The organism is Rasiella sp. SM2506 (assembly GCF_050859505.1).
Lineage (GTDB): Bacteria > Bacteroidota > Bacteroidia > Flavobacteriales > Flavobacteriaceae > Marinirhabdus.
In genome coordinates this window covers 1,612,330-1,629,873 of record NZ_CP193934.1, presented here as the reverse complement: position 1 = coordinate 1,629,873, position 17,544 = coordinate 1,612,330, and the positions used below count along the sequence as shown (strand labels likewise).

Sequence of the window (17,544 nt, the reverse complement as noted above, 5' to 3'; positions counted from 1 at the left end):
AGGTTGCAAATATACAACCTCAACATAGGCGTTGTCAAGTAAATGACGATTTATCTTTGGATTAATTAATAAATAGGTGGTAACGGCCCTGCAATACAATTTGAGAACACACATTTTTAGTAGTAACAAAAGGTTTTCTCAAATTACTCAGGAACCTTAAAAGTCTCCGTGAAGACACAAGTTTTCAGAAAATATAGCATCTAATATGGTCAGGTTTTTAAGTAATTTTTAAAATCGGCCAAAGGATCCAATCGCTTTAATAGATTTCCTGAACCTGCACTCCAACCTTGCGCATATCCTCCCAAAAAGTAGGGAATGATTTTGAAACTACTTCGGCATTATTAATTATAAGCGATGTTTTTAATGCTAACGGAGCAAATGCCATTGCCATACGATGATCGTTATAGGTGTCTATAGCAACACTTTGGTGTATCTCTTTTGAAGGACTTATAGTTAGGCTATCTTCTGAAATACTAACAACTCCCCCTAATTTCTCTAATTCAATTTTAAGTGCGAGGAGGCGATCGGTTTCTTTAATTTTGAGGGTGTGCAACCCTGTAAGCTTACATCCTATTCCTAAGCCAAAACAGGTTACCGCAATGGTTTGCGCAATGTCTGGTGTGTTGGAAAGATCTGCTTGGTATACCGATGGTAAATGGGTTTTCTTTTTTTCTAGCGTGATGCTATATGCTTCCGGATTATAAATAGTATGTACTCCTAATGCCTTGTATAACCCAACCAATGCACTATCGCCTTGCAAACTTTCAGTTTTATAACTTTGTAGCTGAATGGTTTTTTTACCTGCCTGTCCGGCAGGCGGGCCTGAAAGTGCTACCAGGCTATAAAAATAGGAAGCCGAACTCCAATCGCTCTCCACCGTAACAATAGCATCTTGAATTGCTGAAAGAGGATGCACTGTGATGGTATTTTCAGCAAAATGACCTGAAACGCCTACTTGTTTTAAAAGTGCAAGCGTCATTTCAATGTAGGGGCGCGAGGTCACATTGCCTTCCAACGTTAATTCCAGCCCATTGGGAAGCGACGGAGCAATAAGTAACAAAGCCGAAATAAACTGACTACTCACGCCTGCCTTGAGCGTCACCTTGTGTTTTTGAAGGTTTTTTCCTTTAATTTTCAGCGGTGGAAAACCACTTTTTTTAGTGTAGGTAATGTCTGCGCCTACCATTCTAAGAGCGTCTACTAAAACACCAATAGGCCTTTGCTGCATTCGCTCACTACCCGTTAAAATTACCTCTGCATCATTTTTTGCTGAAAAATAAGCAGTCAAAAAACGCATCGCAGTGCCTGCGTGGTGAATATCTATAATTTTATCTGAAGATTTTAATGCTTTTTGAAGCACCTCGCTATCGTCACTTTTGGAAACATTATCAATGTGTACGTTTGGATACAATGCTTGTAAAATGAGCAGCCTGTTTGTTTCACTTTTAGAACCAGTGATTTGCAGAGCAGCTTCAGTAATTTCTTCCGAAGAACGGGACAGCTCTAGTTTCATTTTCTATAGTCTTGTTCTTTCAACTTTCTCCAAAATTTTGCGTAGGTAATGGCGAATCCGCAAATTACACCTGCCCCCAACAGGGTCACAATACTTTTTATGGTAAGTAATCTATCCAAGAAAATTTCAGAAAAACCCAGGGAAATTCCTTGCACCACAATCAATACTGCCATATAAATAAGACTAAGCACCGCAACCGATTTCCAAAACCCTTTATGACTCACAACTCTTTTAAACATTATTTTAGTTTTTGATTGGTATGGTGACGATCGTGATCGCGTTTTGCTTTCAAATTAAGTTTGGCGTCAAAAGCAGCTTGTAAATCTATACCTGTTTGGTTTGCAAGGCATAATACTACAAAAACCACATCTGCCAGTTCTTCTCCTAAATCCTTGTTTTTGTCACTTTCCTTCTCGCTTTGTTCGCCATAGCGACGGGCAATAATTCTAGCTACCTCACCTACTTCTTCTGTAAGCTGCGCCATATTGGTGAGCTCGTTAAAATACCGAACGCCGTGTTCCTGTATCCAATCGTCAACTGCTTTCTGGGCGTTTTGAATGTTCATGGGTTATAATTTGGTAAACACTATCTTTTCATTCTCTTTTGCAATCCTTTGAGAATATAATTCTTTTAAATAGGAATAGTCTTCTGCAAGAATAAAAGGAGTACTAATATCAAATTTAGCCAATATCTGAATGTTATCATTGGTTTGCTTCACAATATACGTGAAGGCACCCACTTTCTCTCCAAGGGTAATTTTAGTATTTGTTGGTAAAGATTGTACCTCGTATCCTTTGGGCACTTTGATTGAAATGGTATATTTTTTACTTTGCGGAAACTTAAAAAACATAGGATATTCCCTAGCATCACTCTTAAAAGGGTTTTCCCCCAGACCAAAGAACAACATAGGCGAGAGATACAAATCTCCAGCTATTTCTTCTATGAGCGATGTTGAATTGACAGTATAAGAGACGCTCATTGTAGATTTTGTGGTGCTCACATTGGCTGTCTCAAAATTTGATATATCTACATTTTCGTTGCCTATATTAATGGCATTAATCTGGGATGGTACGTTGGTATTTGCATATAAGTCTCTATATTCTTTTGCAAAATGATTTCCTTTACTTTCGTTCACCTTTGCGGTTACAGTACCGTTTTCAATGGTAGTTTCAATAAAGAATAATTGTTGTGATATATAATTAGGGTATAAGGGGATCCATTCAGAACTCCCATCAGGACGAATCATTCTTCCTTGCCAGTTCATGGCGCGTTGCGGTAACAGGTTTATTCCAGAAAAGGGGTCGGAGGCATCTAAAAGCACATAGTTGTTCTGCAACTTAACACCAGCAATTACATAATTAAAACCTTTTCGTGTCGCATAAACTGGCTTACCATTATCTGACGTACTCACTAAGATTGGGGATGCGTCCAGATCTGCCTGTTGCAACATAGAAATAAGTATTAAATTGATATCTGCAATGTTTCCTGAACCTTCCTTGTAGGCTTTCGCTACCCCATTATCGGTTATATACCCTAGATAGTTGTTCCATTTTACTTTGCTTTTTATAAGAGTAAGAATCGCCTCCATTTTCTTTTCAGCATCTTGTATACCCGCGATAGCTGTACTAAAATCATTTTTATAATAGGCTGTTTCCGCTATCTGAGATTTATAAAAGGCATCTTCATAAATAGTCTTTGCCACATCCTCCCAATTTGTAGCAAACGCCTCTGGAAATCCAGAAGGTTTTTTAAGTATTGCTAGTTCCCAAAGTGATTTTGCCCGATAGTTATCTATATTCTCAACAAAATTTTCAATTTTTAGAGGAGGAATGTTGGTTTCGTCTAGTGTATAGGTAGTTTCTTCATAGTTAAGCGTATTTTCAGTACCACTAGGGCTTACTCGATCGAAAGCGGTTCCCCTTCCATTGGAGTAGATATTGTTGGCAAGATTTTTTCGACCACGAAGTGTTATTTTTTTCTCATTAATCTCTTCTTTATAATTAAAATTAAGCTTTGCCTGCGGATTGTTATATCGATTGTACGTAAAATATTCGGGAATCTTGAGCTGAACTATTTCTTTTTGAATAGGAATACTATACTGAAGATCTATGTCCTCAATGCTAAAAAAGGGCGAAGTAATAGTGTACATATACTCTATGATGCTTCCTGGCTGAACGTTAGGCATAGTAAATGTATTGTCTACTCTAAATTTACTAATCCGCTTTTCAAAAACCGCGTCCTTATCTAATTTAGCCTTAACCACACTTCCACCCACTAGATTGTAGGTGGTTCCCTTTACATTAAAAACTTCTTGATCCCGCGCATCATTGTAGGTACGCACTTTTTTGTTTGCCCATTCATACCCATCGGCGTTGTAAATCTTTATTCGTTCGTGTACTTCAACAATTTGCAACAACCCTTTGCTGTCTCTGTATTCATAGGCAACTTCGTAATTTCGGAACAGCACAGCAGCATTGGCTTCAGGATGCAAATTCATTTTGGTTTCTTGCAATTCTTCTTGGGAAACCTTTCCGAATTTATAATTCTGCGCAGAAGCATAGAATGATATAAACAGGCCTCCAACTAGTAGTAAGGAAAACTTCATAAAATGATGTTAGATTTTTGTCAATACAATTTTTTCTTTTTCCTTTTCAGTTATTTGTGAGAACATACCTTTTACATATTCATAATCCTGCGGAAGGATAATGGGTGTATTAATATCTAAAGATACGGCTAATTGCACGATCCCGGGAGCTTCCTTTAGCAAATAGGTGTAACTTCCTGTATTGTTCGCCAAATCGGCTTTAATGGCTTGTGGTATAGATTTTACCTTGTAGCCTTTAGGAATTTTAATGGAGATATTGTATTTCTGGGATTTTGGGTATTCAAAAAAGATGGGATATTCTCTTTTATCATCTTTGAACGGATTCTCAGTTTGTGCAAAAAATAACATTGGAGAAATGTACAAATCGCCAGCAATATCCTCTACCAATGAGTTACAATTTGCCGTATAACTTACACTCATATTTTCCTTTGTGCTTGTTACATCTTTAGCTTCAAATTCTGTAATCACTACAGCCTCATTACCCGTGTCTATGTTTTCTATCTGGCTTTGCGTAGTAGTGTTTGCAAATTCGTTTCTGTAATCCTTCGCAAAATGCCCTCCTTTACGCTCACGAACTTTTACCAAAACATTATCGCCATCAATTTCAGCTTGCACATATGTAAGTTTTTTGGAAGCATATCCTGGATAGAGCCCCACCCAGTCCGATGTTCCGTCGGGACGAATTAATCTCCCTTGCCAATTCATAGCGCGTTCGGGCAGCATATTTACATTCGCATACAGATCGGTCCCATCCAGCACATACATTTTACCGTTTGCATTTACCGCTGCAATTACGTAATTAAAACCTTCTCTTGTAGGATACACAGGAATTCCATTTTCCTTAGTACTCACCAGAACCGGATACGCGTTTAACCCAGCATTCTGAAGCATAGACACCAACATTAAATTAATATCTGCGGTGTTTCCAGTTCCTTCTTTGTATGCTTTTTTCACCCCTTTTTCTGGAAAGTAACCATAATAGTCATTCCATTTCACTTTCGATTTTACCAGGTCTAAAATCATCGCCATTTTTTCTTCCTCTGAAGTTGCTCCTTTGGTGGCAGCAGTTAGATCGGTTTGATAATAATCGCTTTTATTAATTTCGTTCACAAAATCATCATTTTCATACAGATTTTTTGAAACGGCTTCCCAGGAAGTAGCAAATGTTTCGGGCACCCCACTAGGATCCTTTATCATGGACAATTCCCAGATAGAACGGGCTTGATAGTTTTGAAGGTTGTCTACATATATTTCTTCCTTTAAAGGGGATATATTGCTCTCTTCCAGCAAATAAATATTCTCTTTGTAGACATATTCATTGCCTTTAAAAGTACCATTATTACCTCTCGCCCCTCTAAACCCTTCATTGTAATTTGCCGTACCTAAACCACTTTTACCTCGTATCGTTATTTTCTTTTGTTTAGAGTCCTGGTCAAATGAATAAGCTATGCTTGCTTTTGGATTAGATTGAATATTGTAAACATAATATTCTGGCACTCTTAATTCAACAAGTTCCTTGTTTATAGGAATTGTATACTGCAGGTTTATATCTGAAATTCTAGAAAACGGAGAAATGAGTGTGTATTCATATTCAATCACACTTCCTTCCTTTATGGCTGGCATTGTAAATTTATTATTTACTCTATATTTATTAATTCGCTCTTCAAACTGGGCACTATTTTGAAGTTTTTCCTTTTCTATAGATCCGTTCACCAAGTTGTAGGTAACCCCTTTTACATCAAACTTTTCTCTGTCACTGCCGTTATCGTACACTATATAGTTTCTGGTAGCCCAATCAAACCCTTGTTTGGTATAAATTTTAACACGCTCATGAACCGTTACTGTTTGGACAAAGCCATCTCCTTGTGTATAAGCAAAGTTTACTTTATAATCACGATATAACACCGTAGCATCTGCCTCTGGATAGCTGGCGTTTTGCTTTTCGGCCAGCTCTTCCTTAGAGACTTTTCCGTATTTGAAGTTTTGAGCTGTTAAGCTTGCTGAAATGACTAAGAAACTTATAATTAGGTAATTACGTATCATAAAATAGGTATTTATATTTTTGAGAGTACAATTTTGGATTTTGAAATCTTGAAATATTCTGAATACAATGCCTGTATGCCAGGATAATAGTTTGCAGGGATTAAATAAATATTAAAATTGAGCGTAAACAACACCTGTATCTCATTACCCCTCTGTTGAATATTAAATAACATAGATCCAATTTCATCTTCCATTTTAATAAGTTTGGGCTCTGGTAAACTTTCAATTTTATATCCTTCTGGTATTTTAAAATTAATAATATAATTTTCTGTAAAAGGGTATTCAAAATCTATAGGGTACAGGCGGTCTTCTTCTATAAATTTATTTTCTTTTGAACCCCATATTAATAAAGGTTCAAAATAATAGGAGTCATTAATTTGTTCTAAGTAGTCTTCAATCTTAAAATTAAAAGAAGTAGCAATTGGCTTTTCGGTGTTTTCCTCATAATTCTTTTCTACTTGTGTAGCTGTAAAGAAATCTATTTTATTAAGTGCCTCTTCGTATGTTTCGTTTTTTAAATCTTTATAATACTCTCTATGTTCAAAAGCTTTGTAATTTGTAAGCTGTTTTTTTACAGCAGCACTTGCTGAAAGTTCTTCAAGATTAAGGGCTACATTTACTATTACTGTATTCTTTGAGGGCTCTGTTACCCTTATAGGATAAAGTTCGTGGCTACCATCATCATAGAGTATCAAACCTTTATCATTAACATATTGCAGAGGTATTTGCCCAAAAGCAGCATTCTTTTGAGAACCATCTAGCAAATAGTGCTTCCCATCTATTTCAACAACGGCAAGAACCGTATTAAAAGCATTCATTTGTGGATACATAACCCACCCCTTGTTTTTAGTTGCTACTAAAATAGGAGATGCATCTACCCCTCTGGATCGTAACATATGTACTAACAGTAAATTTATATCTCCAGAGTCTCCCTCTCCATCCCTATAAATTGTCTTAACGTACTCGGAGCCCCGGCTGTACTTAGTATTCCATTTTATGTTATCCTTTACATACCTGTCAATTTTTTTGGCAATAGTGAGCAGGTCGGTTTCATCCCCCAGCAATATTTTTAAATCCTTTTTATAGAGGGCATCCCCTTTGCGTAATTGTTTTCCAAACCATTCTGCGTTGTAATATTGTTCCGCTACGCTAGACCAGGTTTGTTGGTAAGTTACGCCATGACGTTCCATTAAAATTTTACCTCTGTGGTTATTTACATTAGTTACAAATTTTTCTGTACGCAAAGCCGGAATGTTCTCACCAACAAACAGAGTGCCGGCAGCGACGTCAAGACGCTCTATAGGTAATTTCACATATTGATTCTCCCTAATGGATAAATTACCATAGTACCCATTCTCTATTTTAATTCGCTGGTATTTTATAGGAAGATAGCCTTGAGAATACAGGGTTGATAAGCCAATAAAAATTACTTTATATTTAAGTTCGATAATAGAACCTTCTTTAACGCCGGGAAAAGTAAGCTTGCTTATTTCTTCCTCTTCTGAAACTTTTTCTTTAAAAATTCCTCTGCCTGAAACTTTCTCCGTAACAACTTTACCATTTTCTAGATTGTAGGTGGCAGCCTTTAAGCCTTTTACATCGTCAAACCTAATAGTCCAATCTGAATTATCAAAACCTTCCGAAGTATATATTTTAATCCTTTCGTGGACATGAAGCGAATTTCCGTAAGAAAAATCAATGTCGCGATACAAAATAACTGCTGCTGCATCTGGAAAAACAGCATCACTTTTTTCTTGAAGTTCGGCCACAGTAACATCTCCAAATTTTCGCTCCTGCGCTAATGAGATTGTTATAAAATTTAAAAAAAGTATCGCTAGAGCTAGATATCTACTATTCATTATTTGGCTAATACAATTTTAGACCTATCTTTTTTTACCACTTGTTGGATAAAAGCTACATACTTGTTAAACGCTTCTTTGGGGTAGGTGCCCGAATCTAACACCAGTTCTCTTTCATATTTTATTTTGGAACCTTCTAAGCTTGTAACAGAGGCTTTATAGGTGCCAAATTCTGAAGTAATTTCAATAGGTTCGAAAGCTGCCTCGATTGTATACCCTTCGGGTAATAAAATTTCAATTTGGTCGCGATACGTGGAACCGCGTCTTATTTCTAAGGGCAACTTTCTATTTTCTTCGGTGGCAGGCAGGTCTTTATATCTGGTAATTATGTTAGGGTTAAGCAAAATTTTATCACCTGCTTTAGAAATATAATTATCAGTTTCAAAATTTAGGCTCTCGGTAAAAAGCACTTTTTCTTTATCATTTTTGAAATCTATATTTCCCAATGCCAAATTATTTAGATGTCCCCAAAGGCGTTTGTAATACATGGAAATATCATCTTTTGCAGCAGTTTCCAGCAGGTTTTTATTTCCATATAAGATTCCTGCTGAAGTTTCATAGATTTTTCCTGAGACTTCAAACGTTGGACTTATAGTAACATTTGCTGTTACGGTTTGTAAATTATCTTCTGTTTTGTACGTATGTGTTTTTCCAATAACTCCACCGTCTGGAGTGACCATAAGTACTTTTCTATTGTCTGTAAAATCTCCTAAATAATTAAAAGGTGCCTGCTGGCTGGTACATTCCAAAAACACATTTTCATCTTCAAAAGGCACAGTAAGAATCACATGATTGCCTTGGAGAGCCACAAAATCTTCATCTATATCTTGCCCACCTTCACCAGCATATACAATGGTATAGTAGGAGTCTATACCCTGTGTTTTTAGCAAAGCCTTGGTATAATTTGTTAAGCCTTTACAATCACCATAGCTTAACTCATCTACCTCTTGTGCAGGCGAAGGTTGCCATCCGCCTATTCCTATTGCAATAAAAACATAGCGGGTTTTATCCTGCATGTATTGGTAAATTAATCGTGCTTTTTCTTTTGGATCTTGTACACCAGCTACCAAATTATTGATTTTTGTTATCGTGGCGTCAGAAACTTTATCCCTTCCTTTTAACAGGGTGTTTTTTTGCCACATCCCAAAATCTTTCCAGTTTTTGATATACGCTTCTTCATTTTCCAACTGAAATTTTTCTAAAGCTATTCTCACTACAGGTGCAAATTTGGTGTAATAAGGTCCCAGCGCTTCTTTTTCCATGGGCATCACATTTTGGATGGTATACTCATACTGTGTTGGAGTTTCAGCTACAGAAGTTTCAAAGGCGTCTAAATTAAATTTTCTGGTAATGATAGGTATCGCCTTTTCATTGCTAATCGAAAATGAAGATTTTTCTACGCTCATACTATAAAATGGGACAGGCTCCCAGCGAGGAAGAAAAGCTGTAGAAGAGGATCGCATTTCATATGCAAACTCCATTGTAAAGGGAAAGGATGTTGGCGTGTACTCTATATACAGCATTCTATCATCGGAATACATACTGCTGCCGGTAGCGCTTACATCTATAAAATCGCGTTTTTTAAACTTTTTTATTTCCACCCCATTCGCATCGTATACTTTGGCTTCCATATTTTTTATAGAAGAACTACCATCATACCCCACTTTTGTACGGAGGGCATTTAAACCATCTTTATTAAATACGGTTATGGCTTCCTTAAAAGAAACCAGTGTACTGTTGAAATCTTTGAGCGTTAGTATGGTTTCTTGGTTGCGCATCACGGTACTTACACCTTTTGTAAGCGTTTCAGGAATATCCTTTACAGCATATTGACCAAAAACTGAAGTGCTTGAAACTAAAAACAGGAGTAGTAAACTACGTAAATACATAAGTAAGTTAATGAAGTTGGGCAATATAAATTATTCTTAAATTTTTCCCAACAAAAATTCATTCTTTAACTTTTGAATCGATAATAATCGTCACCGGCCCATCATTTACCAACGCCACATCCATCATCGCTCCAAATTCACCTGTTTGTACTTTTTTACCTAGTTCTTTTTCTAATTGCTTCACAAATGCTTCGTATAAAGGAATGGCAGTTTCTGGCCGAGCAGCTTTTATAAAACTTGGGCGATTCCCTTTTTTGGTGCTGGCGTGCAGCGTAAACTGGCTTACCACGATTATATCGCCATTCACATCCAGAATTGACCTATTCATAGCGCTTTGGCCATCCTCAAAGATCCGAAGTCGCGCTACTTTTCCGCAAAGCCAATCGATATCTTCTTGGCTATCTTCTCCCTCAATGCCCAACAAGATTAAATATCCCTGCCCTATTTCTGAAATTACTTTTTCAGCAACGGTTACGGAAGCTTTTTTTACTCTTTGGATGATGATGCGCATTTATGGTTTTTATTTATGTCATCCCTTCCGATTTTCGGAAAAAACAGCTTTATAGTAATTATACAAAACACCGAAATCCACCTTCCCTTATCCGCTTTAAATTACTGTAAAAACTTAAAAAAAAGGATGCTAAGGGAAGGAACTCATTAGGGGTTTAAAAACACATCTTTCAGTTTGAAAACTTCAGGACTGTCTTTGTTCTTAGTTCTAAAATTCGTCACTCGTACTTCGTACCTCGTACCTCCACTTACTGTTTATCGTAAATATCTTTTCGGAAATGTTCTTCTTCGCCATCTAAAATCTGAAGATAGCTCTTGTATCTGGACCAGGCAAGTTCATCAGCTTCCAAAGCATCTTTTATAGCGCATTGAGGTTCTTCAACGTGAAGACAATTATTAAATTTACAATGTTGTTTTAGCTCAAAAAACTCAGGGAAATAATCGCCTAGCTCTTCTTTTTCAATTTCAACCACACCAAATCCTTTGATTCCTGGAGTATCAATTATTTTTGCGCCAAAAGAAAGATCGTACATTTCGGCAAAAGTGGTGGTGTGTTGCCCCTGTTTGTGTTGGTCAGAAATTTTTGAAGTTTTCAAATCTAGTGAGGATTCTAATGCGTTGACTAAGGTAGATTTCCCAACACCGCTATGACCAGAGAACATACAAACTTTCCCTTGCATCATTTCTTTTACCTTGGCTACATTTTTCCCTGTTTCGGCCGAAATCCCCACACATTCATATCCAATCTCTCGGTACATGGCAGCCAGGTATTTTATTTCCAGCGTTTCGTCTTCATTATAGGTATCAATTTTATTGAAAAGCAAGACAGCTTTAATATGATACGCTTCTGCAGTCACCAAAAACCGATCTATAAAGGTGGTAAATGTAGGCGGATTGTTTAATGTGATAAGCAGAAATGCAATATCTACATTCGCAGCAATGATATGTGTTTGCTTGGAGAGATTTACACTTTTTCGAATAATATAATTATCCCGTTTTTCAATTTTGTTGATGATACCAATAGTTTCATCACCTTTGGTTTCCACCTCAAACTGAACGTGATCTCCCACTGCCACAGGATTGGTGCTTTTTATACCTTCCATCCTGAACTTCCCCTTAATACGGCATTCGTAAAATTTGCCTTGCTCCGATTTTACCGTGTACCAACTTCCGGTAGATTTATAGACCACTCCTTTCATACCGCAAAGTTGCAAAAAATTTTAGGTATTGATGATTTTCTTTTGGTGATTAATAGATTCCTGGTGAATTGCTTTGTATAATTTCAAGATAAATTCTTCGCTCAGTTCATTTTCTTCTCCTTGTAAAATCATTTTACCTAAAATTTCATTCCATCTTTTCGTTTGCAAAATAGCTACATTGTTTTCTTTTTTGAGCTTTCCAATTTCATCACTTATTTTCATCCGGTTGCCCATAACCTCCAACAACTTATGATCTATCACGTCTATTTTCGCCCGCATAGTGGCTAATTTGTTTCGATACTCAACTGCGTCTCCTTCTTCTTTTCTAATTCGAAGATCAATCGTCATCTGGTCTAAAGAAGCTGGTGTAATTTGTTGTTTGGCATCACTCCAGGCATTGTCTGGATCGTAATGAGTTTCTATCATTAATCCATCGTAGTTCAAATCCAACGCAGTTTGGCATAAATCGAAAATAATATCCCGACGTCCTGCAATATGAGAAGGATCTAAAATTAGGGGTAGGTCTGGAAAGCGGTTTTGCAAATCGATTGGAATTTGCCATTCTGGATTGTTGCGGTAGCGAGTTTTCTCATAGGTTGAAAAGCCACGGTGAATTACACCTAAATTTTTTACACCTGCCTCATAAAAACGTTCGACAGCTCCTAACCATAAAGCCAAATCTGGATTTACAGGGTTTTTAATAAGTACTGTTTTATCGGTTCCCTTCAAAGCATCTGCCAATTCCTGAACTATAAAAGGTGAAACCGTGGTGCGTGCGCCTACCCACAATATATCTATGTCGTGTTTTAACGCAAGATCTACGTGGTTAGCATTGGCAACTTCAGTAGTAGTGAGTAATCCTGTTTCTTCTTTTGCTTTTTGCAACCATTTTAAACCTAAGGCACCTACCCCTTCAAAATTTCCTGGGCGGGTTCTTGGTTTCCAGATTCCTGCACGAAGTACGGTAGTATCTGTATCTTTTAATTGGTGTGCAATTTTTAAAACCTGTGCTTCCGTTTCGGCACTACACGGGCCTGCAATTACAAGCGGGTGTTGAAGGCCAAAAGCATTTAGCCAGTTTCTTAATTCTTTTTTATTTTCCATGTATGTATAGACTTGAGTTTTGTACGGGGCTTTTTATTTCCTCTTTAGAGACCAGGGGGCATAAAAAAAGCCCCAAAAGGGACTTTCAAATTATATTCTTTATGAACATACGCTATTCTCCCTGTGGTTTAGTTATAATCTCGGTGCCACCAAAAGTTGAATAGAATTGTCATTGTTTTTTCTTTGTTTAAAGTGCTAAAGTAGCCAATTCGTAATTAGCAGAAAACTTTTTAAAGAAATTTTATGGTAGTTTTATTTTGAAATGATTTCTAAAATTTACCCTGTAGCGCTGTTATGAAATTTCTGAAATGATTTAAATTCAATAAAAAACCAAACACTAGATTCCAAATAGTATCGTTAGCTTTGTGTAACTTCTACCAGTATGTCGATAACCGTTCAGAATATTACAAAAAGCTATGGCGAACAAAAAGCGCTGGATGGCGTTTCCTTTGAAATAAAAAAAGGTGAAATTGTAGGTTTCCTAGGCCCCAATGGCGCTGGAAAATCTACATTAATGAAAATATTAACTACGTATCTTTCTCCTTCGGAAGGGGAAGCAACGGTCAATGGATTCTCTATTGCTGAAGCTTCAATAAACGTGCAAAAAAGTGTAGGGTATTTACCAGAGCACAATCCGCTGTACTTAGAAATGTACGTAAAAGAGTACCTCGCTTTTAATGCCGAAATCTTCGGAAGCTCAAAAGAACAAATCGCCGAAGTCATAAAACAAACGGGCTTAATTCCCGAAGCGCACAAAAAAATTGGGCAACTTTCCAAAGGGTATCGCCAACGTGTGGGACTGGCAAATGCCTTGCTCCACAATCCTGATGTATTGATTCTGGATGAACCCACCACAGGCTTAGATCCAAATCAGTTAATTGAAATTAGAGAGCTTATAAAATCGTTAGGAAAAAGCAAGACGGTATTGCTCTCTACCCACATTATGCAGGAAGTAGAAGCTATTTGTGACAGGGTTATTATCATTAACAAAGGTAAAATTGTACTCGACAAACAACTCAAAGAGCTTACAGATGGCCAACAGCAAATTGTAGAAGTAGAGTTTGATTACCGCGTAGAAAATGTAGCACTGGAAAAAATACCTAAGATTACGAAAGCCGAAAATCCAGTTGGGTTTGTGTATCATCTTCATTTTAACACCAAAGAAGATATGCGAAGCAAAGTATTCGATTTTGCCCACGACAACGGACTTAAAATCCTGCAATTGCACCAGAAGAATATGACGTTGGAGAAGTTGTTTGTGGAACTTACGTCCAGTACGCAGTAAACAGTTTTCAGTACGCAGTTTTTAGTTCAGCAATCTAAAATCGTAAATCAACAATCAAAGTGTATCCACCCCCACACCACCAAAGTAAAGATATTCAAAAAATGATTTCTGTGATCAAGGCATATCCTTTTGCCATGCTGGTTTCTGCGGAAGGGAATACGCCTTTTGTTACACATATTCCAATAATTTATAATGAAAAAACTGGGAAGCTAGTTGCACATATAGACAAACAAAATCCGCAAATGGAAACTTTGGTGAATGGCGCCGAAGTTACCGTAGTTTTTAAAGGACCCGATTGTTATATTTCGCCCAGTGTGTATAGCACGCCTCAACTTCCAACCTGGAATTATATTATTGTGCATATTACTGGAACTATTCAACTCATAAACGACCCTGAAGCATCCAAACAAACCATGGTAGCCATGACCGAATTTCTCGAACAGCCCGAGCATACATTCAAACTAGCCATGGATGATCCTAGAATGGATAGACTCATCAATTACATTCAAGCGTTTGAGATTGAGATTACGAATTGGGAAGGGAAATTTAAGTTGTCGCAGGATAAAAATGCAGCCGATTTTCAGTTGGCGAAAACTGCTTTGCTAGAGAGTTCTCAGAAAGATATTGCTGGGTTTTTGGAGGGAATTTACAAACGAGGAGCTTAAAAGTTTTATACAGAGCTTCACGGAGATATTGTGATTAATTTTAGTGCTCGCAAAGTTTCGGAGGCGCAAAAAATCATTTTTGGGTTTTTGTACTTTAAAAATTCGGTTAAAATTTGGAGCTTGGAGCTTGGAATTTTATTTAAAATACTCCTTCACCATATCAAAATCCAACCCACCATAATCCCCGCTGCTCATTAACAACAGCGAAGTATCTTTAAAATCCTGGGTGTAGAGAAATGTTTTGAAATCGGCTGGATTAGTGAAGACCATCAAATCTTCTCTTTGGAAAGCATCTGTGATTTGTGTCACCTTAATTTCTTCCAGGCCTTTGATCATCACCGCGTGAGGTGAGTAAAAAACAACTGCCATATCTGCTGCATCTAAGGCACCTTGGTATTCGGTTAAGAACTCAGGGTTTAAGCTACTATAGGTGTGTAATTCCAAGCAGGCGATTAGTTTTCTATCGGGATACTGGTTTTTTAAGGCTTCTGTGGTAGCTTTTACTTTGCTTGGGCTGTGGGCAAAATCTTTATAGGCGATAGCGGTTTCGGTTTCCGCAATTTTTTCCAGGCGTTTGCTGGCTCCGCTAAAGGTGGCAATGGCTTCGTAGAAATCTTCGGCGTCTATGCCCATGAGTTGGCAAACCCATCTGGCGCCTTCTAAATTATTTAAGTTGTGCTTTCCAAAAACTTCTATTGGCATGGGGCCTTCAGGAGTTTCTAACAAGGTAGTTCCATCATCAACGGTGTATTCCGGGGTTTGATAGGCTACTTTTTTAATAGTTGCCGTGCTGTTTTCCACCACTCGTTTCACTTCAGCATCTTCCTGATTGTAGATAATAGTGCCCCCATTGGTCATTTCGGTTAAAAAAATCTCAAACTGTTCTACATAGTTTTCGTAGGTTGGAAAAACGTTTATATGGTCCCAAGCAATACCGCTCAACAACGCAATGTTTGGTTTGTACAGATGAAATTTCGGTCGTCTGTCGATGGGGCTGGATAAATATTCGTCACCCTCCAAGACTATAAAATCGTTTTTTTCGGTAAGCTTCACCATGGTGTCAAAACCTTCCAGTTGGGCGCCTACCATATAATCTACGTCTCTGTCATGGTAATGCATTACGTGCAAAATCATAGAAGTTATGGTCGTTTTTCCGTGGCTTCCACCTATTACGACGCGGGTTTTATTTTTGGATTGTTCGTATAAAAATTCTGGATAGCTGTAAATTTTTAAACCCAGTTCCTTCGCCTTCAGTAATTCGGGATTATCGGCTTTGGCGTGCATGCCTAAGATGACCGCATCAATTTCTGAAGTAATTTTTTCAGCAAACCAACCATAGTCCGCTGGCAACAATCCTTTGGCTGCCAATCTGCTTTTGGAAGGGTCAAAAATTTCGTCATCGCTTCCAGTTACGTGATATCTTTTGTTGTGTAATGCCAATGCCAAATTGTGCATGGCCGCGCCACCAATGGCTATAAAGTGTACTCGCATGAAGGTTTATGGTTTGTAGTTTATCGTTAAGTGTATAAAGTTACTAGATTCTTGGTTTAGTTGGGTGGAAAGTTAAAGAGTTTATAAAAAATTGAGCGTTGAAGAGTTCTGGTGATAGAAAAAAATGCGTACTGATCCCTTTAGGGTTAGGGTGCGTAGTGGAAATGGCTTATGAGTTGAAATGTTTCGAAGTTTAGAACACTTTCACTACAAGCAAAGCTAATGCGTTGTCCCTCACCGAAAGGTGAAAGCCGCCGCGGCGGCTTTCACCTTTCGACACTCCCAGAGGGAGTGTGATTCGTAAAAGAAAAACTACAACCTCGCTACCAACTACCGACTACAAACTAAGAATTTTCTTCTTCTCATCCTGCGCCTGTTCAAAACCTGGACGGTCTACAAGCGCTTTGTTAATCCACTGTAAAGCGTTTTGTTTTTCACCTAAATTTTTATAAATCTGCGCCATACGGAAATATGCCCAATCTTTAGGAACCCCGTCACGCACCGAGTGATTTTCAATATAGGCTTGCAAACAATTTATACCCAATTCTGCATCCAGATTGTACTGCGCAGCAATCTTTCCTATTTGATAATTTAGGCTGTTGCGTTTATGAATTTGAAGCGATTTAGTAGCAGTTGCCATAGCTTCCTTTGGTTTGTTATTTTTCTCGTAATGCTCGGTTAATTTATCATAGGTAGTTGGTGAACCGCCTATTTCAATTGCTTTTTTATACAATCGTTCCGCATCGTCTGGCCGTTCATCATATTCAGCGATATAGCCGTTCGCTAAATAACCGTCTACTGGAGAAATTTTTAATAACTGGTTGGCATAGCTGGTCGCTTTCTTCTGGCTTCCACCAATAATCCCTGGCAATTGAATATAAAACTCTACCAATGCCCAGCGCACCTCAATATGATTAGGGTCTAATCTGGCAGCTGTTTCAAAATGTTCTTTAATGTCGCCAATGTAGGTTGCTGCTCTAATTCGGTTAATAGACAATGCTTTCATTCCTAAAGCACCACCATATTTAAAATGGTAATTCGCGCTCCTATCATCGGCCTCTACTAAATCTTCATAAAAATCTATCGCAGTGTCCCAATCCTTTTTGTAGCCAGCAATATCGCCCAAATATTCTTTTGTCTTCCTATCGTTAGGATGGTCTTTTAAGTGTTGTTCAAATAGTGGTTTTGCCTTGCTGAATTGCTCTTTTTTGAAATAGGTCTCTGCTTTTTCAAAAGAAGATTGTGCCGAAAGTAGTGCGGGAAACAACAATAAAAAAAATAAGTTTCTCATGGGATAGGTTTGTGAATTCAAATATAGTGCTTTGTATAATTGTTAGAAAACAAAAGTACATACGGCACTTTCATTATCTAGGTTTCAGTA

The 17,544-nt window shown here is 37.7% G+C and carries 14 protein-coding genes; 2 read left to right on the top strand and 12 right to left on the bottom strand.

The features are described 5' to 3' along the window. Positions 1-256: 256 nt before the first annotated feature. The 10 genes from ACQ2HF_RS07305 to ACQ2HF_RS07260 form a co-directional block, all read right to left on the bottom strand. Positions 257-1,513, bottom strand: coding sequence for a 3-phosphoshikimate 1-carboxyvinyltransferase (locus ACQ2HF_RS07305; protein ID WP_432412870.1), 1,257 nt, complete (start codon positions 1,511-1,513; stop codon positions 257-259). Next, complete coding sequence (locus tag ACQ2HF_RS07300) at positions 1,510-1,752, bottom strand: hypothetical protein (protein ID WP_432412869.1); 243 nt, start codon at positions 1,750-1,752, stop codon at positions 1,510-1,512. Before ACQ2HF_RS07300 ends, ACQ2HF_RS07305 begins: the two co-directional genes overlap by 4 nt. Continuing rightward, entirely contained in the window at positions 1,752-2,078 is a 327-nt protein-coding gene (locus ACQ2HF_RS07295) for a nucleotide pyrophosphohydrolase (protein ID WP_432412868.1), read from the bottom strand. The genes ACQ2HF_RS07300 and ACQ2HF_RS07295 overlap by 1 nt, the downstream gene beginning before the upstream one ends. Positions 2,079-2,081: 3 nt before the next feature. Then, positions 2,082-4,118 (bottom strand): DUF3858 domain-containing protein, encoded by a 2,037-nt coding sequence (locus tag ACQ2HF_RS07290; protein WP_432412867.1) that lies wholly within the window; start codon positions 4,116-4,118, stop codon positions 2,082-2,084. Between the two features lie 9 nt (positions 4,119-4,127). Next, positions 4,128-6,161 (bottom strand): hypothetical protein, encoded by a 2,034-nt coding sequence (locus ACQ2HF_RS07285; RefSeq protein ID WP_432412866.1) that lies wholly within the window; start codon positions 6,159-6,161, stop codon positions 4,128-4,130. Positions 6,162-6,172: 11 nt separating this feature from the next. Continuing rightward, positions 6,173-8,020, bottom strand: a complete 1,848-nt coding sequence (locus tag ACQ2HF_RS07280) for a DUF3858 domain-containing protein (protein WP_432412865.1) — start codon at positions 8,018-8,020, stop codon at positions 6,173-6,175. After that, positions 8,020-9,909 carry a DUF3857 domain-containing protein gene (locus tag ACQ2HF_RS07275; RefSeq protein WP_432412864.1) on the bottom strand — a complete coding sequence of 630 codons (1,890 nt, stop codon included), beginning with the start codon at positions 9,907-9,909 and terminating at the stop codon, positions 8,020-8,022. The genes ACQ2HF_RS07280 and ACQ2HF_RS07275 overlap by 1 nt, the downstream gene beginning before the upstream one ends. Positions 9,910-9,967: 58 nt before the next feature. Next, positions 9,968-10,420 carry a D-aminoacyl-tRNA deacylase gene (dtd, locus tag ACQ2HF_RS07270; protein WP_432412863.1) on the bottom strand — a complete coding sequence of 151 codons (453 nt, stop codon included), beginning with the start codon at positions 10,418-10,420 and terminating at the stop codon, positions 9,968-9,970. Positions 10,421-10,667: 247 nt separating this feature from the next. Continuing rightward, entirely contained in the window at positions 10,668-11,618 is a 951-nt protein-coding gene (gene rsgA, locus ACQ2HF_RS07265; RefSeq protein ID WP_432412862.1) for a ribosome small subunit-dependent GTPase A, read from the bottom strand. Between the two features lie 21 nt (positions 11,619-11,639). After that, on the bottom strand, positions 11,640-12,722 hold the full coding sequence (locus ACQ2HF_RS07260; RefSeq protein WP_432412861.1) for a chorismate mutase: 1,083 nt from the start codon (positions 12,720-12,722) through the stop codon (positions 11,640-11,642). A 382-nt stretch (positions 12,723-13,104) separates the two neighbouring features. On the opposite strand from ACQ2HF_RS07260, the gene gldA reads away from it, so the two are divergent. Both gldA and ACQ2HF_RS07250 read left to right on the top strand, forming a co-directional pair. Continuing rightward, positions 13,105-14,007: a gliding motility-associated ABC transporter ATP-binding subunit GldA gene (gene gldA / locus ACQ2HF_RS07255; RefSeq protein ID WP_432412860.1), complete on the top strand. Its 903-nt coding sequence runs from the start codon at positions 13,105-13,107 to the stop codon at positions 14,005-14,007. Between the two features lie 59 nt (positions 14,008-14,066). Beyond that, entirely contained in the window at positions 14,067-14,672 is a 606-nt protein-coding gene (locus ACQ2HF_RS07250) for an FMN-binding negative transcriptional regulator (protein WP_432412859.1), read from the top strand. A 135-nt stretch (positions 14,673-14,807) separates the two neighbouring features. Here the strand turns inward: ACQ2HF_RS07250 and ACQ2HF_RS07245 are convergent, their stop codons facing one another. After that, the gene (locus tag ACQ2HF_RS07245) at positions 14,808-16,163 is read right to left on the bottom strand and encodes a UDP-N-acetylmuramate--L-alanine ligase (RefSeq protein ID WP_432412858.1); all 1,356 of its coding nucleotides are present in this window, start codon (positions 16,161-16,163) and stop codon (positions 14,808-14,810) included. 337 nt (positions 16,164-16,500) lie between these two features. Continuing rightward, a complete protein-coding gene (locus ACQ2HF_RS07240; RefSeq protein ID WP_432412857.1) occupies positions 16,501-17,454 on the bottom strand; it encodes a tetratricopeptide repeat protein in 954 nt (317 codons plus the stop codon). Positions 17,455-17,544 lie beyond the last annotated feature (90 nt).

What these genes read in the sequence shown, in the direction of transcription:
- ACQ2HF_RS07305 (WP_432412870.1), bottom strand. Translation starts at nt 1,513, where the DNA reads ATGAAACTAGAGCTGTCCCGTTCTTCGGAAGAAATTACTGAAGCTGCT.
- ACQ2HF_RS07300 (WP_432412869.1), bottom strand. Translation starts at nt 1,752, where the DNA reads ATGTTTAAAAGAGTTGTGAGTCATAAAGGGTTTTGGAAATCGGTTGCG.
- ACQ2HF_RS07295 (WP_432412868.1), bottom strand. Translation starts at nt 2,078, where the DNA reads ATGAACATTCAAAACGCCCAGAAAGCAGTTGACGATTGGATACAGGAA.
- ACQ2HF_RS07290 (WP_432412867.1), bottom strand. Translation starts at nt 4,118, where the DNA reads ATGAAGTTTTCCTTACTACTAGTTGGAGGCCTGTTTATATCATTCTAT.
- ACQ2HF_RS07285 (WP_432412866.1), bottom strand. Translation starts at nt 6,161, where the DNA reads ATGATACGTAATTACCTAATTATAAGTTTCTTAGTCATTTCAGCAAGC.
- ACQ2HF_RS07280 (WP_432412865.1), bottom strand. Translation starts at nt 8,020, where the DNA reads ATGAATAGTAGATATCTAGCTCTAGCGATACTTTTTTTAAATTTTATA.
- ACQ2HF_RS07275 (WP_432412864.1), bottom strand. Translation starts at nt 9,909, where the DNA reads ATGTATTTACGTAGTTTACTACTCCTGTTTTTAGTTTCAAGCACTTCA.
- dtd (WP_432412863.1), bottom strand. Translation starts at nt 10,420, where the DNA reads ATGCGCATCATCATCCAAAGAGTAAAAAAAGCTTCCGTAACCGTTGCT.
- rsgA (WP_432412862.1), bottom strand. Translation starts at nt 11,618, where the DNA reads ATGAAAGGAGTGGTCTATAAATCTACCGGAAGTTGGTACACGGTAAAA.
- ACQ2HF_RS07260 (WP_432412861.1), bottom strand. Translation starts at nt 12,722, where the DNA reads ATGGAAAATAAAAAAGAATTAAGAAACTGGCTAAATGCTTTTGGCCTT.
- gldA (WP_432412860.1), top strand. Translation starts at nt 13,105, where the DNA reads ATGTCGATAACCGTTCAGAATATTACAAAAAGCTATGGCGAACAAAAA.
- ACQ2HF_RS07245 (WP_432412858.1), bottom strand. Translation starts at nt 16,163, where the DNA reads ATGCGAGTACACTTTATAGCCATTGGTGGCGCGGCCATGCACAATTTG.
- ACQ2HF_RS07240 (WP_432412857.1), bottom strand. Translation starts at nt 17,454, where the DNA reads ATGAGAAACTTATTTTTTTTATTGTTGTTTCCCGCACTACTTTCGGCA.